Genomic DNA, 15525 nt, shown 5'->3' with positions numbered 1-15525 from the left:
CGCGCAAGGGTGACGCGAGCGGCCTCAGGCGTGCAGCCGGGAAAGCGGGCGCGCATCGGGCAGATGAGCCGATCCGGCCACATCGGGGCGGAAGAACAGCGCGATCCGGTTGCCGGGCAGGGGCGCGATCCGAAGGTCCAGATCCGGCTGGCCCGGGCGACGGACGGTCTCGGACCACTCGGCCCGCTCCCGTTCCGGGGACAACAGGAAACCGCGAAGCTCGCCCCAGGCAGGGGTCGGGGCGGCGACGGTCTTCCAGAAGGCGATGCAGCCGTCGAGCGTCGCGGGAAGCATGGCGTCGCCGTCCTCGCCGAACCACAGCCGTCGCGCGGCGTCGTTGCAGAACAGCCGGTGCCCCTCGGCGTCGAAGGCGATCACCCCGTCGTCGAGCCCATCGAGCAGGCCGCCCAGCATCTCGCGCTCGGTCCGGTGGGTACGGTCGGCGCGGACATCCGCGGAGACGTCCTCCAGCATCAGGGTGACGGCGCCGTCGCCCTGCGGCCGGCCGGTGACGCGGTACACGGTGCCGTCGGCGATGCTCCAGGTTTCGGTGTATGTGCCCTGGCTTCCGGTGCGGGCGATGTCGGTCAGGCTGTCGCGCCAGGTCTTGTAGTCGCGCGGTTCGGGCAGTTTCTGGCGGTCGCGCAGGGCGTCGAAGAAATCGGCCAGACGCGGCCGCCGCGACAGCCAGGCACCGTCGAGGCCGGTCATGTCCATGAGCGCGGGGTTGAACAGCGCGAGCTGTCCCTGCCGGTCGAAGATGGCGAGGCCGCTGGGCAGGAAAGCGAAGCTCTTGGTCAGGGTCTGGATGAAGGTCCGAAGCGAGTCTTCGGCCTTGATGACGGCGTCGAGCGGGATGGCGTGGCCGTGGCGCATGCCGTCGGCATCGGCGGCGGTCGTTGTCACGTCGAACCAGAATTCCTGCCCGTCGCGGCCGCGCGCCTTGCGGCGGGAGCGGTCGGGCTGACCCGAGCCCGTGTCGGGGAACAGCGCGTGCAGCGGCCAGCCCCGCGCGGCGTCGGGACCGGCGCAGCGACCGACGAGATCGAGGTAGGCCGCGTTCGACCAGATCACCCGTCCCTCGGCGTCGATGGCCCAGCTCAGCGCCGGATTGCTGTCGCCCGCGCGCGCGAGCATGGACATCTCGGTCTCCATGGCGCGCAGGCTGGGCAGGTCGATGCGAAGCGAGCCCTGCCGCTCCTCCGCGGTCGAGACGGTGATGCGCATCTCGGGGCCGTCGCGCAGCCCGAGGACCACGACGCGGTCGCGTCCGAAGGCGCCCGTCAGGCGGAACGGCTGGCCCGCGTCGCGCAGCGCGGCGAAGGCGGCTGCGACGCCATCGCCGATGTCGGAGAGCGCATCGACCAGATCGTCCCAGGCCCGCAGATGGTCGATGGGGTCGGGCAACAGGAACGACACGTTCTGCGAGTGTTCGGTGAGATAGCCGTTGCGGAACAGGAACTGCCGCGGCTCGGACAGGCTGTCGGAGTCGAGGGGGGGCCGGACGGCGCGGCCGCCGGGCGCCAGCCAGAGAACCGCCAGCAGAGCACCCGCTGCCGCAAGAAAGCCGCCGAGCACCGGAACCAGTATCTCAAGGGCAGAAGACATGGGACGCTCCGGGATTTCGACGAATGGCGGGAGCCTCATCGATTTTGGTTAAGGCGACGTTAACGGCACGCCGGGTCAACCGTCCCCGACGCCCTATTCCGACAGGCGCGTGTTCTCGCCCAGCGCGCCGGTTGCGGCGCCGATGCGGGCGCGGGGCCAGACGGCTTCGGCGATGGCGCCGCCGCGCGCGGGCGGGCGTCGGCCCCCCGCGGTGCCGTTGGCGAAGGACAGCGTGGCGCCGGTCCGCTCCAGCAGGGTCTTGGCGATGAAGAGGCCCAGCCCCATCCCGTCGTAGCCCAGTCGCCTGGGGCTGCGCAGGAACGGATCGCCGAGACGGTTGAGCACTTCGGGCGGATAGCCCGCGCCGTCGTCGATGATCCGCACGACGATCTCGTCCGCCGTCCAGCGGCCGTCGATCCAGATCTCCGACGCGGCGAAATCCACCGCGTTCTGGATCAGGTTCCGCAGGCCGTGGATGACCTCGGGCAGGCGCTGGATGCGGGGCATCCGGTCCGTGCCGTCGCCCTGCGGCGCCCAGCTGTAGGCGATGGCGATGCCGCGATCGGAATGCGGTTCGGCCGCTTCGACCAGCACCGCCTCGAGGGGAGCGGACCGCACCTGGCGATCGGCCTTGCCGGCGCGGCCCATGGATTGCAGGATGTCGCGGCAGCGGTCGGCCTGCGAGCGGATGAGTTCGGCATCTTCGCGTTGCGCGGGGCGGTCTGCCAGATCCTCGGCCAGTTCCGACGATACCAGCTTGATCGTGGCGAGGGGGGTGCCGAGTTCATGTGCCGCGGCGGCCACCACCCCGCCCAGGTCGTGGAGCTTCTGTTCCCGTGCCAGCGCGGTCTGGGTGGCGAGGAGCGCGTTCGACATCCGCTCCGTCTCGAGCGTGAGGCGGAAGGCGAAGGCCGACAGGAACACCATGCCGATGACGATGGCGATCCAGAAGCCGATGAGGTTCAGGTCGGGCAGTTCCAACGCCGCGCCGTCGGGCAGCCGCAAGGGCAGGTGATACCCGCCGACAAGAGAGATGAGCGCGATGCCGATGGCCCCAAGCGTCATGGTCGAGCGCAGCGACAGGGAGGTCGCCGAGATCGTGACCGGCGCCATGAACAGGAGGGCGAAGGGATTGTTCAGCCCCCCGGTCAGCGACAGCAGGGCCGACAGCTGCACGAGGTCGAACAGCAGGAACGCGAAGGTTCCGCGCTCCGGCAGGCGGGTGTTGGCTGGATGGGTGGCGGAGGTGGTGAGGTTCGCCACCGCGCCCGTCCCGATGGCCAGAAGGCAGAGGCCGAAGGCGAAGTCGAGGTCGAGCAGCAGATGCGCCGCCAGCACGGTGATGAATTGCCCCGCGAGTGCCAGCCAGCGCAGGTTGACCAGCGTGCCGAGCCGCACGTGGGGCGCGCCGGTCTCGGGCGGGAGCAGGCTGCGGGTGGGCTGGGTCGGCATGGCGGAAGGCCCCTCGCATTTGACCGCATGCAGAAAAGCGACATATCCCCAAAAGGACAAGGCCTTCGGGAGAGACGCAATGGACGACGCCATCCGGGAGATCGGACCGGACCGGACCCTTCTTCTTGTGGACGACGACGAACCGTTCCTGCGGCGGCTGGAACGGGCCATGGCGAAACGGGGGTTCGAGGTCGAGGCCGTGCTGTCGGTCACCGAGGGGATCGCACGCGCCACGGCCCGCCCCCCCGCCTATGCGGTGGTGGACCTGCGGCTCGAGGACGGCAATGGGCTCGACGTCGTGGAACGGCTGCGCGAGAAGCGGCCCGACGCGCGGGTCGTCGTGCTGACCGGATACGGGGCGATCGCCACGGCTGTCGCGGCGGTCAAGATCGGGGCCACGGATTACCTGTCGAAGCCGGCGGACGCCAACGACATCGTGCAGGCGCTGCTCGTCGGTGACGGGGGTCTGCCGCCGCCGCCGGAGAACCCGATGTCGGCCGACCGCGTCCGGTGGGAGCATATCCAGCGGGTCTACGAGCTGTGCGAACGCAACGTCTCCGAGACGGCACGTCGGCTCAACATGCACCGGCGGACGTTGCAGCGCATCCTGGCCAAGCGGTCGCCGAGGTGAGGGCAGCCTGCGCGGTGCTTTCGGTTGTGGCGCTCACGGCCTGCGCGCCGGGGGCGACGGGCGGAGGGTCAACCCGGCTGGCCGGGCTGACGCTCGTTCCGGCGCCCGGCGGGCTCGACGTCGCGGGGTCGGGCGGGCGCGAGATCGGCTTCGGGCGCGACCGGCCTGGCGTGCTGGACACCGTCGCGCGGATCGAGGGGGTCGCACCCCGGCCCGTCCCCTGCGGCAGCGGGCGCGACGCCTATGCCACGGCAGGCGGCCTGCGGCTCGTGTTCCGCGGCCGGACCTTTGTCGGCTGGGACAGCGTATCGGACCGCGCGGGCTTGTCCTGCGCCTGAGCGGTCAGGCCATCAGGCGCACGGCCCAGACCCCCGCGGCGGCCGAGCAGGCGGTGAGCAGCGTGCCCCAGGACGTATCGACCGCAACCATCGTCCAGTCCCATCCACGGAGCGTCGACATGTTGGTGAACTCATAGGTGCCATAGGCCAGCGCCCCGAGGATCGCGCCGTTCAGCGCTGCCTGACCCACCGAGCCGTCCCGCAGCGCGGGCATTGAGACGAGCCAGACCAGGCCGGCAATGTAGAACAGGTAGAAGCCGACGGCCGGCGCGAGGTTGATCGGGCTGAGCAAGAGGTCGCCCAGATGACGCTGGAACAGGGGCTTCATCACGAAGGTCAGCCCCGCCGCATCCAGAACGGCGAAGACCGTGAGCGTGGTCAGGTAGAGGAGGAAGAACTGCATCGGTGTTCCTTCGATGGCCTGTCGGGGGCCCTCATAGGCGATAGGAGGTTAAGACTTTGTCGACGGTCGTGCCGTCGTCGAGGCGCTGCGAAGGCAGGTGGCGCGTGATCTCGAACCCGCGGGAGCCGTAGTAGGCGAGGCCGCCCGCGTTGTCCGCGCGGATGACGGCCACGATGAAGCGGTAACCGCGGTCGCGCGCGGCGCGGCGGGAGGCATCGAACAGGGCCGAGCCCACGCCCAGACCGTGACGGTCGAGCGCCACGAAGGTGGCGATGTCGCAAGTGTCGGCGGGCAGGTCGGCGTGGGGGCCGACCCATTGGAAGCCGATCACGTCGCCGTCCTGCTCCGCCACGTGCCAGGCATCGCCTGCCGCCATCCAGTCGCGCAGGACGTCCCCCGTGACCGGCGTGGTGAAGGCGGTGGAGCCGCCCCGCGCGATGATCGCGTTGAGCAGGGCGGCCATGGCGCCCGCGTCGAAGGGCCGGCCGGGGCGGACGTGGATGCGCGTCATCGGCCGTCGCAGTCGGCGAGCAGGGCCGCGTGTCGCGCCAGATAGGCGGCGCGCGCTTCGGCCGGGGGGCGGAGCGTGATATGCAGGTCCGCGAGCAGGTCAGGCGGCGGGCGACCGAAGAAGCGGTCGGCTTCGGGCTGCGCGAAACCCGCGATCTGCACCGCCTCCAGCCAGGCGGAGAGGCGGTCGGCCTTCTTGATGCGCGCCTTGAGGCGCGGCGGTGTCGCGGCGGGCAGTCCGAAGCGCAGATTGATCGCCGCCTGGAGCCTGTCGTCGAGCGCGCCGTAGCCCGGCCCCACGGCGGCCTTCACGGGCGAGATCATGTCGCCGATGACGTATTCCGGCGCGTCGTGGAGCAAGGCCGTCAGCAGGTCGCGGGGCCCTGCATCGGGGTCGATGCGCCCGAGGATGTCGACCACCAGCAGCGAGTGTTCGGCCACCGAATAGGGCCAGTCGCCGCGGGTCTGGCCGTTCCAGCGCGCGACGAAGGCCAGGCCGTGGGCGATGTCCTCGACCTCGATGTCCATGGGCGTCGGGTCGAGCAGGTCGAGACGGCGGCCCGACAGCATCCGCTGCCAGGCGCGTGCGGGAGGGGCGTTGCGTGTCATGCCCCTGTCGTAGCGGCGACGGCCGGCGATGCAAGCGCGTCGGGGCGCCACGTCACCGCTTGAACATCAGGTCGAAGGTGACTGGCACGGCGGAGGCGATGGCGTCGAGATTGGCGAGCGCGCGCAGTTTTTCGATGCCGTCTTCATAGCCGAGGTCGCGTGCGTCGACGATCACGGGGCGCGTCGTGCCGACGGTCACGGCGTCTTCGCCGATCCGGGTGACGGAGACCTCCGCCGGGTATTCGGCGGTTCGTCCGTTCGCGGTAAGGGTCAGGTCGATGAGGGCCGTGCGGCGCGTGCCATCGGCCATGAGGGCCAAGGCGTCCATGTCGACGGTCGCGGTGACGGTGGCTTCGGGAAAATGGGCGACGCGGAACAGGAAGGCCTTCATCCGCTCGCCGTAGACGCGGCTCGACGTCTCGACCGAGGCGAGGGGGATCGAGATCTCGACCTCGCCCGCATCGGAGACGGTGCCGGTCAGGTCGGTGAAGCCGTGGGTCTCGGCGGTCCTGCCGTTCTTGATGCTCACGAAGGCCAGCGTCGAGGCGTCGCCGGACAGGGTCCAGTCGGCGGCGACGGGCAGGGGAAACAGCGCGAGGAGGACGGCGAAGGGAAGGCGCATGATCGGGGTCCGTGTCGGGGGTGCAACGGGCGGAGGCTAGCAGCGCGCCCCGCGTGAGGCCACCGGCCGCGTTGTGCCGTGATCCTGCGCCTGCTAGGCCCGCCGCAACGGATTTCCGCAGGAGAGCGAGTGATGAGCGATTACGTCGTCAAGGACGTCGACCTGGCCGCATACGGCCGCCGCGAGATGGACATCGCCGAGACCGAGATGCCCGGCCTGATGGCGCTGCGCGAGGAGTTCGGCGAGGCGAAGCCGCTGGCCGGCGCGCGGATCGTCGGAAGCCTGCACATGACGATCCAGACCGCCGTCCTGATCGAGACGCTGGTGGCCCTGGGCGCCGATGTCCGCTGGGCCTCGTGCAACATCTTCTCGACGCAGGACCATGCCGCGGCGGCCATCGCGGCAGGCGGGACGCCGGTCTTCGCGGTCAAGGGGCAGTCGCTCGTGGAGCATTGGGACTATCTCGATCGCTCGTTCCAGTTCGCCGACGGTGCGAACATGATCCTGGACGATGGCGGGGACGCGACGCTCTATATCCTGCTCGGAGCGCGGGTCGAGGGGGGCGAAACCGAATTGCTCGACGTGCCCACCTCGGAGGAGGAGGAGGCTATCTTCGCGCAGATCCGGCAGCGCATGGAGGAGAGCCCGGGCTGGTTCACCCGCACCCGCGACGCGATCCGCGGCGTGTCGGAGGAGACGACGACCGGCGTGCACCGCCTGTATGACCTGCACCGCAAGGGCCTGCTGCCGTTCCCGGCGATCAACGTGAACGACTCCGTCACCAAATCGAAGTTCGACAACAAGTACGGCTGCAAGGAATCGCTGGTGGACGGCATCCGGCGGGCCACGGACACGATGATGGCCGGCAAGGTCGCCGTCGTCTGCGGCTATGGCGACGTGGGCAAGGGGTCGGCGGCCTCGCTGTCGGGCGCGGGCGCGCGGGTGAAGGTGACGGAGGTCGATCCGATCTGCGCGCTGCAGGCGGCGATGGATGGCTATGAGGTGGTGACATTGGAGGATGCCGTCGAGACGGCGGACATCTTCATCACCACCACCGGCAACCGCGACGTCATCCGGATCGAGCACATGCGCGAGATGAAGGACATGGCCATCGTCGGCAACATCGGCCACTTCGACAACGAGATCCAGGTCGCGTCGCTGCGCAACCACAAGTGGACCAACGTCAAGGATCAGGTGGACATGATCGAGATGCCGTCCGGCAACCGGATCATCCTGCTGTCGCAGGGGCGTCTTCTGAACCTGGGCAACGCGACGGGACATCCCTCGTTCGTCATGTCCGCGTCCTTCACCAACCAGGTGCTGGCGCAGATCGAGCTTTGGACGAAGGGCGACGATTACAAGCCCGGCGTCTACATCCTGCCCAAGCATCTCGACGAGAAGGTGGCGCGGCTGCATCTCGCGCGGATCGGCGTGAAGCTGACCGAACTTCGCAAGGAGCAGGCCGATTATATCGGCGTGACCGTGGCGGGGCCCTTCAAGCCGGAACACTACCGCTACTGAGGCGTCGTCGGCGATTTCCGGCCGCGTTCCGCAGAGATCCGGGGCGCGGCGTTTTCGTGCCTGCGCCATGGGCCGGTTTGAGCGGAAAGCAGCGGCTTGCGGATGCCGCACGGATGGCGGGCGCGAAAGGGCGCGGGGGAGGCCTAGGCTTTCCCGGCCGGCCCATCCTGCCGGTGCAGATCATTCTGAGGAGCCCTGCGATGTCCCTACGCGTTTCCCTGAGCGCCAGCGCCCTGTTGCTGGCGAGTTCCCTGGCGCCGGCCTTTGCACAGGACGCCACGACAACGGACCCCGCCGCGCCGGAAGCGGCCGCGCCCGAAGCCGCAACCGCGGCGCCCGAGGTCGCCCCCGCCGACCCCGCCGCTACGGACGCGCCGGGCGCCTTCGCCGACATGCCGGTCGCCGATGTTATCGGCCAGAACGTCACCACGAATGCCGGGGATTCGGTGGGCGAGGTGGAAAGCCTCGTGTCCGCGGGCGGTACGATCATGGCGGTCCTGGGTGTCGGCGGGTTCCTGGGACTGGGCGAGCACAAGGTCGCCGTGCCGCTGACCGAACTGGCCCCGGCGGAGGGGATGCTGCTGCTGCAGGCCCTCGACCGGGAGGCGCTGGAGGCGATGCCGGAGTACGATGGCATGGGCGAGGAGCTTCCCATGGATGTCACCGTCTCGGGGGAGCCTGTCCCTGAGGCCGTTCCCGCCGACCCCGCGGCCGACCCGGCCACCGCGCCCACGGAGTGAGCGCGACGGGCCGGGGCGACCCGGCCCGCCCGTTCGGCCACCGGCCGGATCATGCCGATCGCGGAACGTAAGGAACCTGTCGCAGAGTCACTTGTTGAGATGGCACTGCAAACAGAAAACCGGGAGATTCCGATGACCACGCACAAGCTGCTTCTCGGCAGTGTCGCCACCGCTGCACTGCTCGCCACTGGCGCGTTCGCCCAGGACGCCACGACCCCAACCGATGACGCCCAGATCGTTCTGGACGCGGACGGCAATCCGATCGACGCCGATGCGACCACGGGTGCGATGGGCGGCCAGATCGTCGTCGAACAGCCCGACGCGGACGTCGACGTCACCGTCGCCGACCCCACCGTGACCGTCGATCAGGCGCGTCCGGAGGTTCTGGTCGAACAGGCCGAGCCCGAGATCACCGTGACCGTGGCCGAACCGACCGTGACGGTCGAGCAGCAGGCTCCGATCATCACGATCGAGCAGGCGCAGCCCGAGGTCCTGGTGACCATCCCCGAGCCGGTCGTCACCGTACGGATGCCTGAGCCCGACGTGAACGTGTCGACTTCCCAGCCCGAGATCTCCGTCGATCAGCCCGAGCCGATCGTTCGTTTCGTGCGCCCCGAGCCGCGCATCACGATCGAGGAGGCCGAACCGCAGGTGAACGTGACCTCGGCTGAGCCCGAAGTCCGCGTGAACCGCGCCGACGCCGCCGAAGTGGCTGTCGAGCAGGCCGATGCCGACGTCCAGATCGAACAGGAAGGTGGCGGCGACGTCAACGTGACCGAGGCCGATCCGGTGGTGAACATCGAGGAAGCCGAAGGTGCCGACGTGGCCGTGGAACAGGCCGAGGCCGAAGTCCAGATCGAGGAGACGGGCGATGCGAACGTCGCGGTCGATGCCGACATGGACAGCCGCTATGCCATGTTCGCGGAATATCGCGTTGGTGACCTGAACGGTGTCGACGTCATGGGCGAGACCGGCAACAACCTCGGCAAGATCGACGGGGTCGTCATGATGGGCGACGAAGTCGCGGCCGTGGTCGGTGTCGGCGGGTTCCTCGGGCTCGGCAAGCACAGCGTCGCCATTCCGCTCGACGAACTCGAGGTGCGCGACGGTGTCGTCGTCCTGAATTCGATGACCGAAAGCGAACTGCAGGGCATGCCCGCCTGGGACAGCAATGCGGGTGAGCTTGTCCCCACAGACACGCTCGTCGGCGACCTGTAAGCCGACCGCCATCGTGACAGGAGGGGCCCCCGTTTCGGGGGCCTTTTCTATTGGGCCGTCGATCCGGGCATCGGGACGGACCCGAGGTTTCACTTTCTTTTCGCAGAAGCGGGCGCGATCATGCCGCCCGGAGGCCCGGCCTCCGCATCATGACAGAAGGGACCGAACGATGAGCAAACGCGACGAACTGATCGGAAAATACGCGGGTACCATCCGCGGCAAGATCGGCGAGGAGCCGGACATGGACCTTCTACGGAAGGTGACCATCGGTTGCGGACCCTCGATCTACAATTCCGACAGCGAGACCGTCGCGGCGAGCCAGCCCGGCGAGATGGAGACGTTGAAGAACAATTTCCTCATCAAGAAGCTGGGCCTGAGCGACGGCCCGAAGCTGGACGAGGGGATCGATACCGTCATGGACAAATACGGCAGGTCCGAGCGGAGCAAATATCGGGCCGTCGTCTACTATCTTTTGACCAAGCACTTCGGCAAGGAAAGCGTCTACGGCTGATACGAGATCACCGCGTTTCCACGGGTGTCCACCGACCGGTCCGGCACCAGTTTGCGTTCGGGGAACAGGGCTTGCGGGGCGCGGGGGCGGCCCCCATCTTGCTCATTGAGGTCCGCGACGCGGCCGTGCCCGACAGGGGCGGGCGCAGGAATGCGGACGCTTTTCGAAGGAGTATCCCATGAACATGGAAAAGTTCACCGAACGGGCGCGCGGCTTTCTGCAGGCAGCCCAGACGATCGCCACGCGCGAAGGCAACCAGCAGTTGATGCCCGAGCACCTGCTCAAGGCGATCATGGACGACGAACAGGGCATGGCAGCCAATCTGATCGCGGCCGCAGGGGGCGCGCCCGACCGGGTGCGGCAGGCGGTGGACGTGTCGGTGGCCAAGCTGCCCAAGGTGTCGGGCGACGCGGGGCAGGTGTTCCTGTCGCGCGAATTGACACGCGTTCTGGACGAGGCCGAGACGGTGGCCAAGAAGGCCGGAGACAGCTTCGTGCCCGTCGAGCGGGTGCTGATGGCGCTGGCCATGGTCAAGTCGAAGGCCAAGGAGGCGCTGGACGCGGGCGCGGTGAACGCCCAGGCGCTGAACGCCGCGATCAACGAGGTCCGCAAGGGCCGGACAGCCGATTCCGCTTCGGCGGAGGACACCTATGAGGCGCTATCGAAATACGCCCGCGACCTGACAGAGGCCGCGCGCGAGGGCAAGATCGACCCGATCATCGGCCGCGACGAGGAGATCCGCCGCGCCATGCAGGTGTTGTCGCGGCGCACGAAGAACAACCCCGTCCTGATCGGTGAGCCGGGCGTCGGCAAGACCGCCATCGCCGAGGGCCTTGCGCTGCGGATTGTCGACGGCGACGTGCCGGAGAGCCTGCGCAACAAGCGTCTGATGGCGCTCGATATGGGTGCGCTGATCGCGGGCGCGAAATATCGCGGCGAGTTCGAGGAGCGGCTGAAGGCCGTCCTGTCCGAAGTCACCGCAGCCGCGGGCGAGATCATCCTGTTCATCGACGAGATGCACACGCTGGTCGGCGCTGGAAAGGGCGATGGCGCGATGGATGCCGCGAACCTGATCAAGCCGGCTCTGGCGCGGGGCGAGCTGCACTGCATCGGTGCGACCACGCTCGACGAATATCGCAAGTACGTCGAGAAGGACGCGGCGCTGGCGCGGAGGTTCCAGCCGCTGCTGGTCGAGGAGCCGACGGTGCAGGACACCATCAGCATTCTGCGCGGCATCAAGGAGAAGTACGAGCTGCACCACGGGGTGCGGGTCTCGGATTCTGCGCTGGTGGCGGCGGCGACGCTGTCGAACCGCTACATCACCGACCGGTTCCTGCCCGACAAGGCCATTGACCTTGTGGACGAGGCCGCGAGCCGCCTGCGGATGGAGGTGGATTCCAAGCCCGAGGAACTGGACGCGCTGGACCGCGACATCCTGCAGAAGCAGATCGAGGTCGAGGCGTTGCGGCTGGAGGACGACCAGGCGTCGAAGGACCGGCTCGAGAAGCTGGAGCGGGAGTTGGGCGACCTGCAGGAGCAGTCGTCGGAGATGACCGCCGCCTGGCAGGCCGAGCGCGACAAGCTGGAGTCGGCGCGCGACCTGAAGGAGCGGCTGGATCACGCGCGCGTCGAGTTGGACCAGGCCAAGCGCGAGGGCAACTTCGGCAAGGCGGGCGAGCTGCAGTACGGACGCATCCCCTCGCTGGAGAAGGAACTGGCCGAGGCCGAGAGCCGCGAAGGCGACATGATGGTCGAGGAGGCCGTGCGCCCCGAGCAGATCGCGAGCGTCGTGGAACGCTGGACCGGCATCCCGGTCGCGCGGATGCTGGAAGGCGAGCGCGAGAAGCTGCTGCGCATGGAGGAAGAGCTTGGCCGCCGTGTCATCGGTCAGCGTCAGGCCGTCACCGCCGTGTCGAATGCCGTGCGCCGGGCGCGCGCGGGTCTGAACGACGAGGCGCGGCCGCTGGGCAGCTTCCTGTTCCTCGGACCGACGGGCGTCGGCAAGACCGAGCTGACCAAGGCGCTGGCCGAATTCCTGTTCGACGATGATGGCGCCATGGTCCGCATCGACATGTCGGAGTTCATGGAGAAGCACTCCGTGGCCCGTCTGATCGGCGCACCTCCGGGGTATGTCGGTTATGAGGAGGGCGGTGTGCTGACGGAAGCCGTGCGGCGCCGGCCCTATCAGGTCGTGCTGTTCGACGAGGTCGAGAAGGCGCATCCGGACGTGTTCAACGTGCTGCTTCAGGTGCTGGATGACGGCGTGCTGACCGACGGGCAGGGACGGACGGTCGATTTCAAGCAGACGCTGATCATCCTGACGTCGAACCTCGGCACGCAGGCGCTGAGCCGTCTGCCCGACGGAGCCGATCCGGCGGAGGCCAAGCGGGACGTGATGGACGCCGTGCGCGCCCACTTCCGGCCGGAGTTCCTGAACCGCCTGGACGAGACGATCATCTTCGACCGTCTGGCGCGGAGCGACATGGCGGGGATCGTCGATATTCAGATCGCACGTCTGGTGCGGCGCCTTGCGGGGCGCCACATCACGCTGCAGCTCGACGACAGCGCGCGGTCCTGGCTGGCGGAGGAAGGTTACGATCCGGTCTTCGGGGCGCGCCCGCTGAAGCGGGTCATCCAGCGTAGCCTGCAGAACCCGCTCGCCGAGATGCTGCTGTCAGGGGACGTGGGCGACGGCAGCGTCATCCCGGTCCGCGCGGGGCCCGACGGTCTGGTCATTGGCGACCGCCTGGCCACGTCGGACCATCGCCCCCCCGAGGATGCGGTGGTTCACTGATCTGAGCTGCGGAACCTAGATGAGGGGCGGTCTTCGGGCCGCCCCCTTTCGTGAGGGCTGAACACGGAACGGGCGAGTTTCCGCCGGTTCTGGTGCGTAAACAGGCACAATCGCAGATGTGATAGGGAAATACCGCGATCGGCGGAAACCGCCACGGGGTACGGGCCGTAGTGTTCCATGTGGATGCCAGAAGGCCCCGCACATCACCTGATGGGAGAATACCGATATGTTTCGCAGAACCTTCATCGCACTGACCGCTGTCACCGCCCTTTCCACACCTGCCTTCGCGCAGGACATGGACATCGTCGACACCGCAGCGGCCCAGGGCAACTTCACGACCCTTCTGGCCGCCGCCGAAGCGGCCGGGTTGGTCGAGACGCTGAAAGGCGAGGGGCCGCTGACGGTCTTCGCGCCGACCGACGAAGCCTTCGCCGCCCTGCCCGATGGCACCGTCGAAACGCTTCTGATGCCGGAGAACAAGGATCAGCTTACCTCGATCCTGATGTATCACGTCGTTCCGGGCAAGGTGATGTCCGGCGACCTTTCCGACGGCATGGAAGCCACCACCGCGGGCGATCAGACGTTGACCGTCTCCATGGACGGCGATGCCGTCATGCTCGGCGACGCGACCGTGACGCAGGCAGACGTCGAGGCGTCCAACGGCGTGATCCACGTGATCGACACGGTGATGCTGCCCGAGTGACCTGCACTTCATCCTGAAATGAGACGGCCCCGGAGAGATTCCGGGGCCTTTTTCGTGAAGGAACCGATCCTTTGTGGACGATGAGGAGTTACATTCACGTGAGGGTCGCCCGCTTTCGTTTCACGCAGGCGGCCGATGCCCTAGATGTGAACCTCGACCGACAGCAAGCAGGAGCGACCATGTTCAAGCCCGATCTGACCCGCAGCGATGTCACGCCGGAGCGTTTCTGGCTCAACCGCCGGCAGCTCATCGCGGGGCTGGGGGCCGGGTCGCTGGCTGCTGGTCTGGGTGCACGGGCCCGTGCGGAGGATCTGGAGCCCAACGAATGGGACGAGATCACCGGCTACAACAACTTCTACGAGTTCGGCACCGGCAAGGGGGACCCGTCGAAGAACGCCCCCGCGATGGAGACCTCCCCCTGGACGGTCAAGGTGGACGGGCTGGTCGACAGGCCGGGCGACTATCTTCTGGACGATCTGATCGGCGATATCCCGACCGAGGAGCGCATCTATCGGTTCCGCTGTGTCGAAGCCTGGTCGATGGTCATTCCGTGGAACGGGTTCGCGCTGAGCCGTCTGCTTGAAAAGGTGGGCGTGCAGGATGATGCGAAGTTCGTGGCTTTCGAGACGGCGGTCCTTCCCGAGGTGATGCCCGGCGTGCGGCGCCCCATCCTCGACTGGCCGTACCGCGAGGGGCTGCGCCTCGACGAGGCGATGCATCCGCTGACCATGATGGCGACGGGCATCTACGGCCGCCCGATCCCCAACCAGAACGGCGCGCCGATGCGGCTGGTCGTGCCATGGAAATACGGCTTCAAGTCGATCAAGTCGATCGTCCGCATCTCTCTGGTGGAGGACCAGCCGTTCGCGACCTGGCAGGATACCAATGCCGACGAATACGGTTTCTACGCCAACGTGAATCCCGAGGTGGACCACCCACGCTGGAGCCAGGCATCCGAGCGCGTGATCGGCGCGGGGCTGTTCGGTGGCCGGATTCCGACCTTGCCGTTCAATGGATACGCAGACCAGGTGGCGTCGCTCTATGACGGGATGGACCTGCGAGCGAACTTCTAATGGCGGTGGCTGCGTTCGGGCCCGCGGTGACGGGCGTTGCCCGGAAGGTTCCGGCCTGGCCCGTCTACCTCATCGGCATGATGCCGGGCGCATGGCTTCTGTATCGCGCAGTTGCAGGGCAGTTGGGTTTCGATCCTGTCAAAACGCTCGAACTTGAGCTGGGATTGCTGTCGCTGCAGTTCCTTCTGGCCTCGCTGACCATCAGTCCGTTGCTGCGGTTTTTCCGGATCAACCTTCTGAAGTTCCGCAAGGTGCTCGGCCTTCTGGCCTTCGGCTACATCGCCCTGCATTTCCTTGTCTGGCTCACGCTCGACCTTCAGCTCCGATGGACCATGATCGGCGCGGAGATCGCGAAGCGCCCGTATCTGACGGTAGGCTTCGCGGCGTTCGTTCTTCTGATCCCGCTGGCGGCGACGTCTTGGCAGGGGGCGATCCGAAGGCTGGGCGCCAAGGCCTGGGGGCGCCTGCATCGACTCGTCTATGTCGCCGTTTTGTTGGGGGGAGTGCACTTCGTCATGCAGGAGAAGGTCTGGACGGTGGAATCGCTGACCTACCTCGGCGCGGCGATTCTCCTCGTCGGGGCAAGATTCGCCTGGATTCGCCGCTGGTAACGTCGGCGAGTCGGACGATTTTGCCGGCTTCGTAACTTAACATCCGGAAGTAAGGTTTATGGGGCAACTTTCGTGCAAACGAAGACATCACCCAGCGGAAGGCCGGCGAGGCAACCTGGATCGGTTCGACAAAAAGATGTTCACCTAATACGCTGATATATATGGTCATTACTGGAAGCGT

Annotated in this window: 16 protein-coding genes; 10 read left to right on the top strand and 6 right to left on the bottom strand. The window is 67.6% G+C overall.

Features of this window, described 5'->3' with window-relative positions; translation table 11 throughout:
• Nucleotides 1–24: 24 nt before the first annotated feature.
• A complete protein-coding gene (locus JAN5088_RS06020) occupies nt 25–1608 on the bottom strand; it encodes a PAS-domain containing protein (RefSeq protein ID WP_055681915.1) in 1584 nt (527 codons plus the stop codon).
• A gap of 93 nt (nt 1609–1701) precedes the next feature.
• On the bottom strand, nt 1702–3060 hold the full coding sequence (gene regB, locus JAN5088_RS06015; protein WP_055682235.1) for a sensor histidine kinase RegB: 1359 nt from the start codon (nt 3058–3060) through the stop codon (nt 1702–1704).
• A gap of 79 nt (nt 3061–3139) precedes the next feature.
• Here regB and JAN5088_RS06010 point away from each other — a divergent pair, with 79 nt between their 5' ends.
• Nucleotides 3140–3691 carry an ActR/PrrA/RegA family redox response regulator transcription factor gene (locus JAN5088_RS06010; protein WP_055681914.1) on the top strand — a complete coding sequence of 184 codons (552 nt, stop codon included), beginning with the start codon at nt 3140–3142 and terminating at the stop codon, nt 3689–3691.
• Nucleotides 3688–4029, top strand: a complete 342-nt coding sequence (locus JAN5088_RS06005; RefSeq protein WP_143114561.1) for a hypothetical protein — start codon at nt 3688–3690, stop codon at nt 4027–4029. The genes JAN5088_RS06010 and JAN5088_RS06005 overlap by 4 nt, the downstream gene beginning before the upstream one ends.
• 4 nt (nt 4030–4033) lie before the next feature.
• On the opposite strand, the gene JAN5088_RS06000 is transcribed toward JAN5088_RS06005, so the two are convergent.
• The 4 genes from JAN5088_RS06000 to JAN5088_RS05985 are packed head-to-tail and all read right to left on the bottom strand — an operon-like array spanning nt 4034 to nt 6173.
• Entirely contained in the window at nt 4034–4432 is a 399-nt protein-coding gene (locus JAN5088_RS06000) for a DUF2177 family protein (protein WP_055681912.1), read from the bottom strand.
• A 31-nt stretch (nt 4433–4463) separates the two neighbouring features.
• Nucleotides 4464–4943: a GNAT family N-acetyltransferase gene (locus JAN5088_RS05995; protein WP_055681911.1), complete on the bottom strand. Its 480-nt coding sequence runs from the start codon at nt 4941–4943 to the stop codon at nt 4464–4466.
• On the bottom strand, nt 4940–5551 hold the full coding sequence (locus JAN5088_RS05990) for an HD domain-containing protein (protein ID WP_055681910.1): 612 nt from the start codon (nt 5549–5551) through the stop codon (nt 4940–4942). Before JAN5088_RS05990 ends, JAN5088_RS05995 begins: the two co-directional genes overlap by 4 nt.
• A 52-nt stretch (nt 5552–5603) precedes the next feature.
• Nucleotides 5604–6173, bottom strand: a complete 570-nt coding sequence (locus JAN5088_RS05985; RefSeq protein ID WP_055681909.1) for a YceI family protein — start codon at nt 6171–6173, stop codon at nt 5604–5606.
• A 129-nt stretch (nt 6174–6302) separates the two neighbouring features.
• On the opposite strand from JAN5088_RS05985, the gene ahcY reads away from it, so the two are divergent.
• The 8 genes from ahcY (at nt 6303) to msrQ (ending at nt 15344) form a co-directional block, all read left to right on the top strand.
• Nucleotides 6303–7694 (top strand): adenosylhomocysteinase, encoded by a 1392-nt coding sequence (gene ahcY / locus JAN5088_RS05980; protein WP_177220037.1) that lies wholly within the window; start codon nt 6303–6305, stop codon nt 7692–7694.
• 200 nt (nt 7695–7894) lie between these two features.
• Complete coding sequence (locus JAN5088_RS05975) at nt 7895–8434, top strand: PRC-barrel domain-containing protein (RefSeq protein ID WP_055681907.1); 540 nt, start codon at nt 7895–7897, stop codon at nt 8432–8434.
• 132 nt (nt 8435–8566) lie between these two features.
• Nucleotides 8567–9652 (top strand): PRC-barrel domain-containing protein, encoded by a 1086-nt coding sequence (locus JAN5088_RS05970; RefSeq protein WP_074962429.1) that lies wholly within the window; start codon nt 8567–8569, stop codon nt 9650–9652.
• A gap of 169 nt (nt 9653–9821) precedes the next feature.
• Nucleotides 9822–10163, top strand: a complete 342-nt coding sequence (locus JAN5088_RS05965; protein WP_055681905.1) for a DUF2853 family protein — start codon at nt 9822–9824, stop codon at nt 10161–10163.
• Between the two features lie 178 nt (nt 10164–10341).
• Nucleotides 10342–12957: an ATP-dependent chaperone ClpB gene (gene clpB, locus JAN5088_RS05960; RefSeq protein ID WP_055681904.1), complete on the top strand. Its 2616-nt coding sequence runs from the start codon at nt 10342–10344 to the stop codon at nt 12955–12957.
• Nucleotides 12958–13183: 226 nt separating this feature from the next.
• Nucleotides 13184–13660, top strand: coding sequence for a fasciclin domain-containing protein (locus JAN5088_RS05955; RefSeq protein WP_055681903.1), 477 nt, complete (start codon nt 13184–13186; stop codon nt 13658–13660).
• A 179-nt stretch (nt 13661–13839) separates the two neighbouring features.
• The gene (gene msrP, locus JAN5088_RS05950; protein ID WP_055681902.1) at nt 13840–14733 is read left to right on the top strand and encodes a protein-methionine-sulfoxide reductase catalytic subunit MsrP; all 894 of its coding nucleotides are present in this window, start codon (nt 13840–13842) and stop codon (nt 14731–14733) included.
• Nucleotides 14733–15344 (top strand): protein-methionine-sulfoxide reductase heme-binding subunit MsrQ, encoded by a 612-nt coding sequence (gene msrQ, locus JAN5088_RS05945; protein WP_055681901.1) that lies wholly within the window; start codon nt 14733–14735, stop codon nt 15342–15344. The genes msrP and msrQ overlap by 1 nt, the downstream gene beginning before the upstream one ends.
• Nucleotides 15345–15525: the final 181 nt, after the last annotated feature.

Source organism: Jannaschia rubra (assembly GCF_001403735.1).
Classification (GTDB): Bacteria; Pseudomonadota; Alphaproteobacteria; order Rhodobacterales; family Rhodobacteraceae; genus Jannaschia; species Jannaschia rubra.
This window is presented reverse-complemented; position numbering and strand designations above follow the sequence as displayed.

Coding starts and splice junctions, on each gene's coding strand:
- JAN5088_RS05995 (WP_055681911.1), bottom strand. CDS start 4,943: ATGACGCGCATCCACGTCCGCCCCGGCCGGCCCTTCGACGCGGGCGCC.
- clpB (WP_055681904.1), top strand. CDS start 10,342: ATGAACATGGAAAAGTTCACCGAACGGGCGCGCGGCTTTCTGCAGGCA.
- msrP (WP_055681902.1), top strand. CDS start 13,840: ATGTTCAAGCCCGATCTGACCCGCAGCGATGTCACGCCGGAGCGTTTC.
- JAN5088_RS05985 (WP_055681909.1), bottom strand. CDS start 6,173: ATGCGCCTTCCCTTCGCCGTCCTCCTCGCGCTGTTTCCCCTGCCCGTC.
- JAN5088_RS05955 (WP_055681903.1), top strand. CDS start 13,184: ATGTTTCGCAGAACCTTCATCGCACTGACCGCTGTCACCGCCCTTTCC.
- JAN5088_RS06000 (WP_055681912.1), bottom strand. CDS start 4,432: ATGCAGTTCTTCCTCCTCTACCTGACCACGCTCACGGTCTTCGCCGTT.
- JAN5088_RS05970 (WP_074962429.1), top strand. CDS start 8,567: ATGACCACGCACAAGCTGCTTCTCGGCAGTGTCGCCACCGCTGCACTG.
- msrQ (WP_055681901.1), top strand. CDS start 14,733: ATGGCGGTGGCTGCGTTCGGGCCCGCGGTGACGGGCGTTGCCCGGAAG.
- JAN5088_RS06010 (WP_055681914.1), top strand. CDS start 3,140: ATGGACGACGCCATCCGGGAGATCGGACCGGACCGGACCCTTCTTCTT.
- JAN5088_RS05965 (WP_055681905.1), top strand. CDS start 9,822: ATGAGCAAACGCGACGAACTGATCGGAAAATACGCGGGTACCATCCGC.
- regB (WP_055682235.1), bottom strand. CDS start 3,060: ATGCCGACCCAGCCCACCCGCAGCCTGCTCCCGCCCGAGACCGGCGCG.
- JAN5088_RS06020 (WP_055681915.1), bottom strand. CDS start 1,608: ATGTCTTCTGCCCTTGAGATACTGGTTCCGGTGCTCGGCGGCTTTCTT.
- JAN5088_RS05975 (WP_055681907.1), top strand. CDS start 7,895: ATGTCCCTACGCGTTTCCCTGAGCGCCAGCGCCCTGTTGCTGGCGAGT.
- JAN5088_RS05990 (WP_055681910.1), bottom strand. CDS start 5,551: ATGACACGCAACGCCCCTCCCGCACGCGCCTGGCAGCGGATGCTGTCG.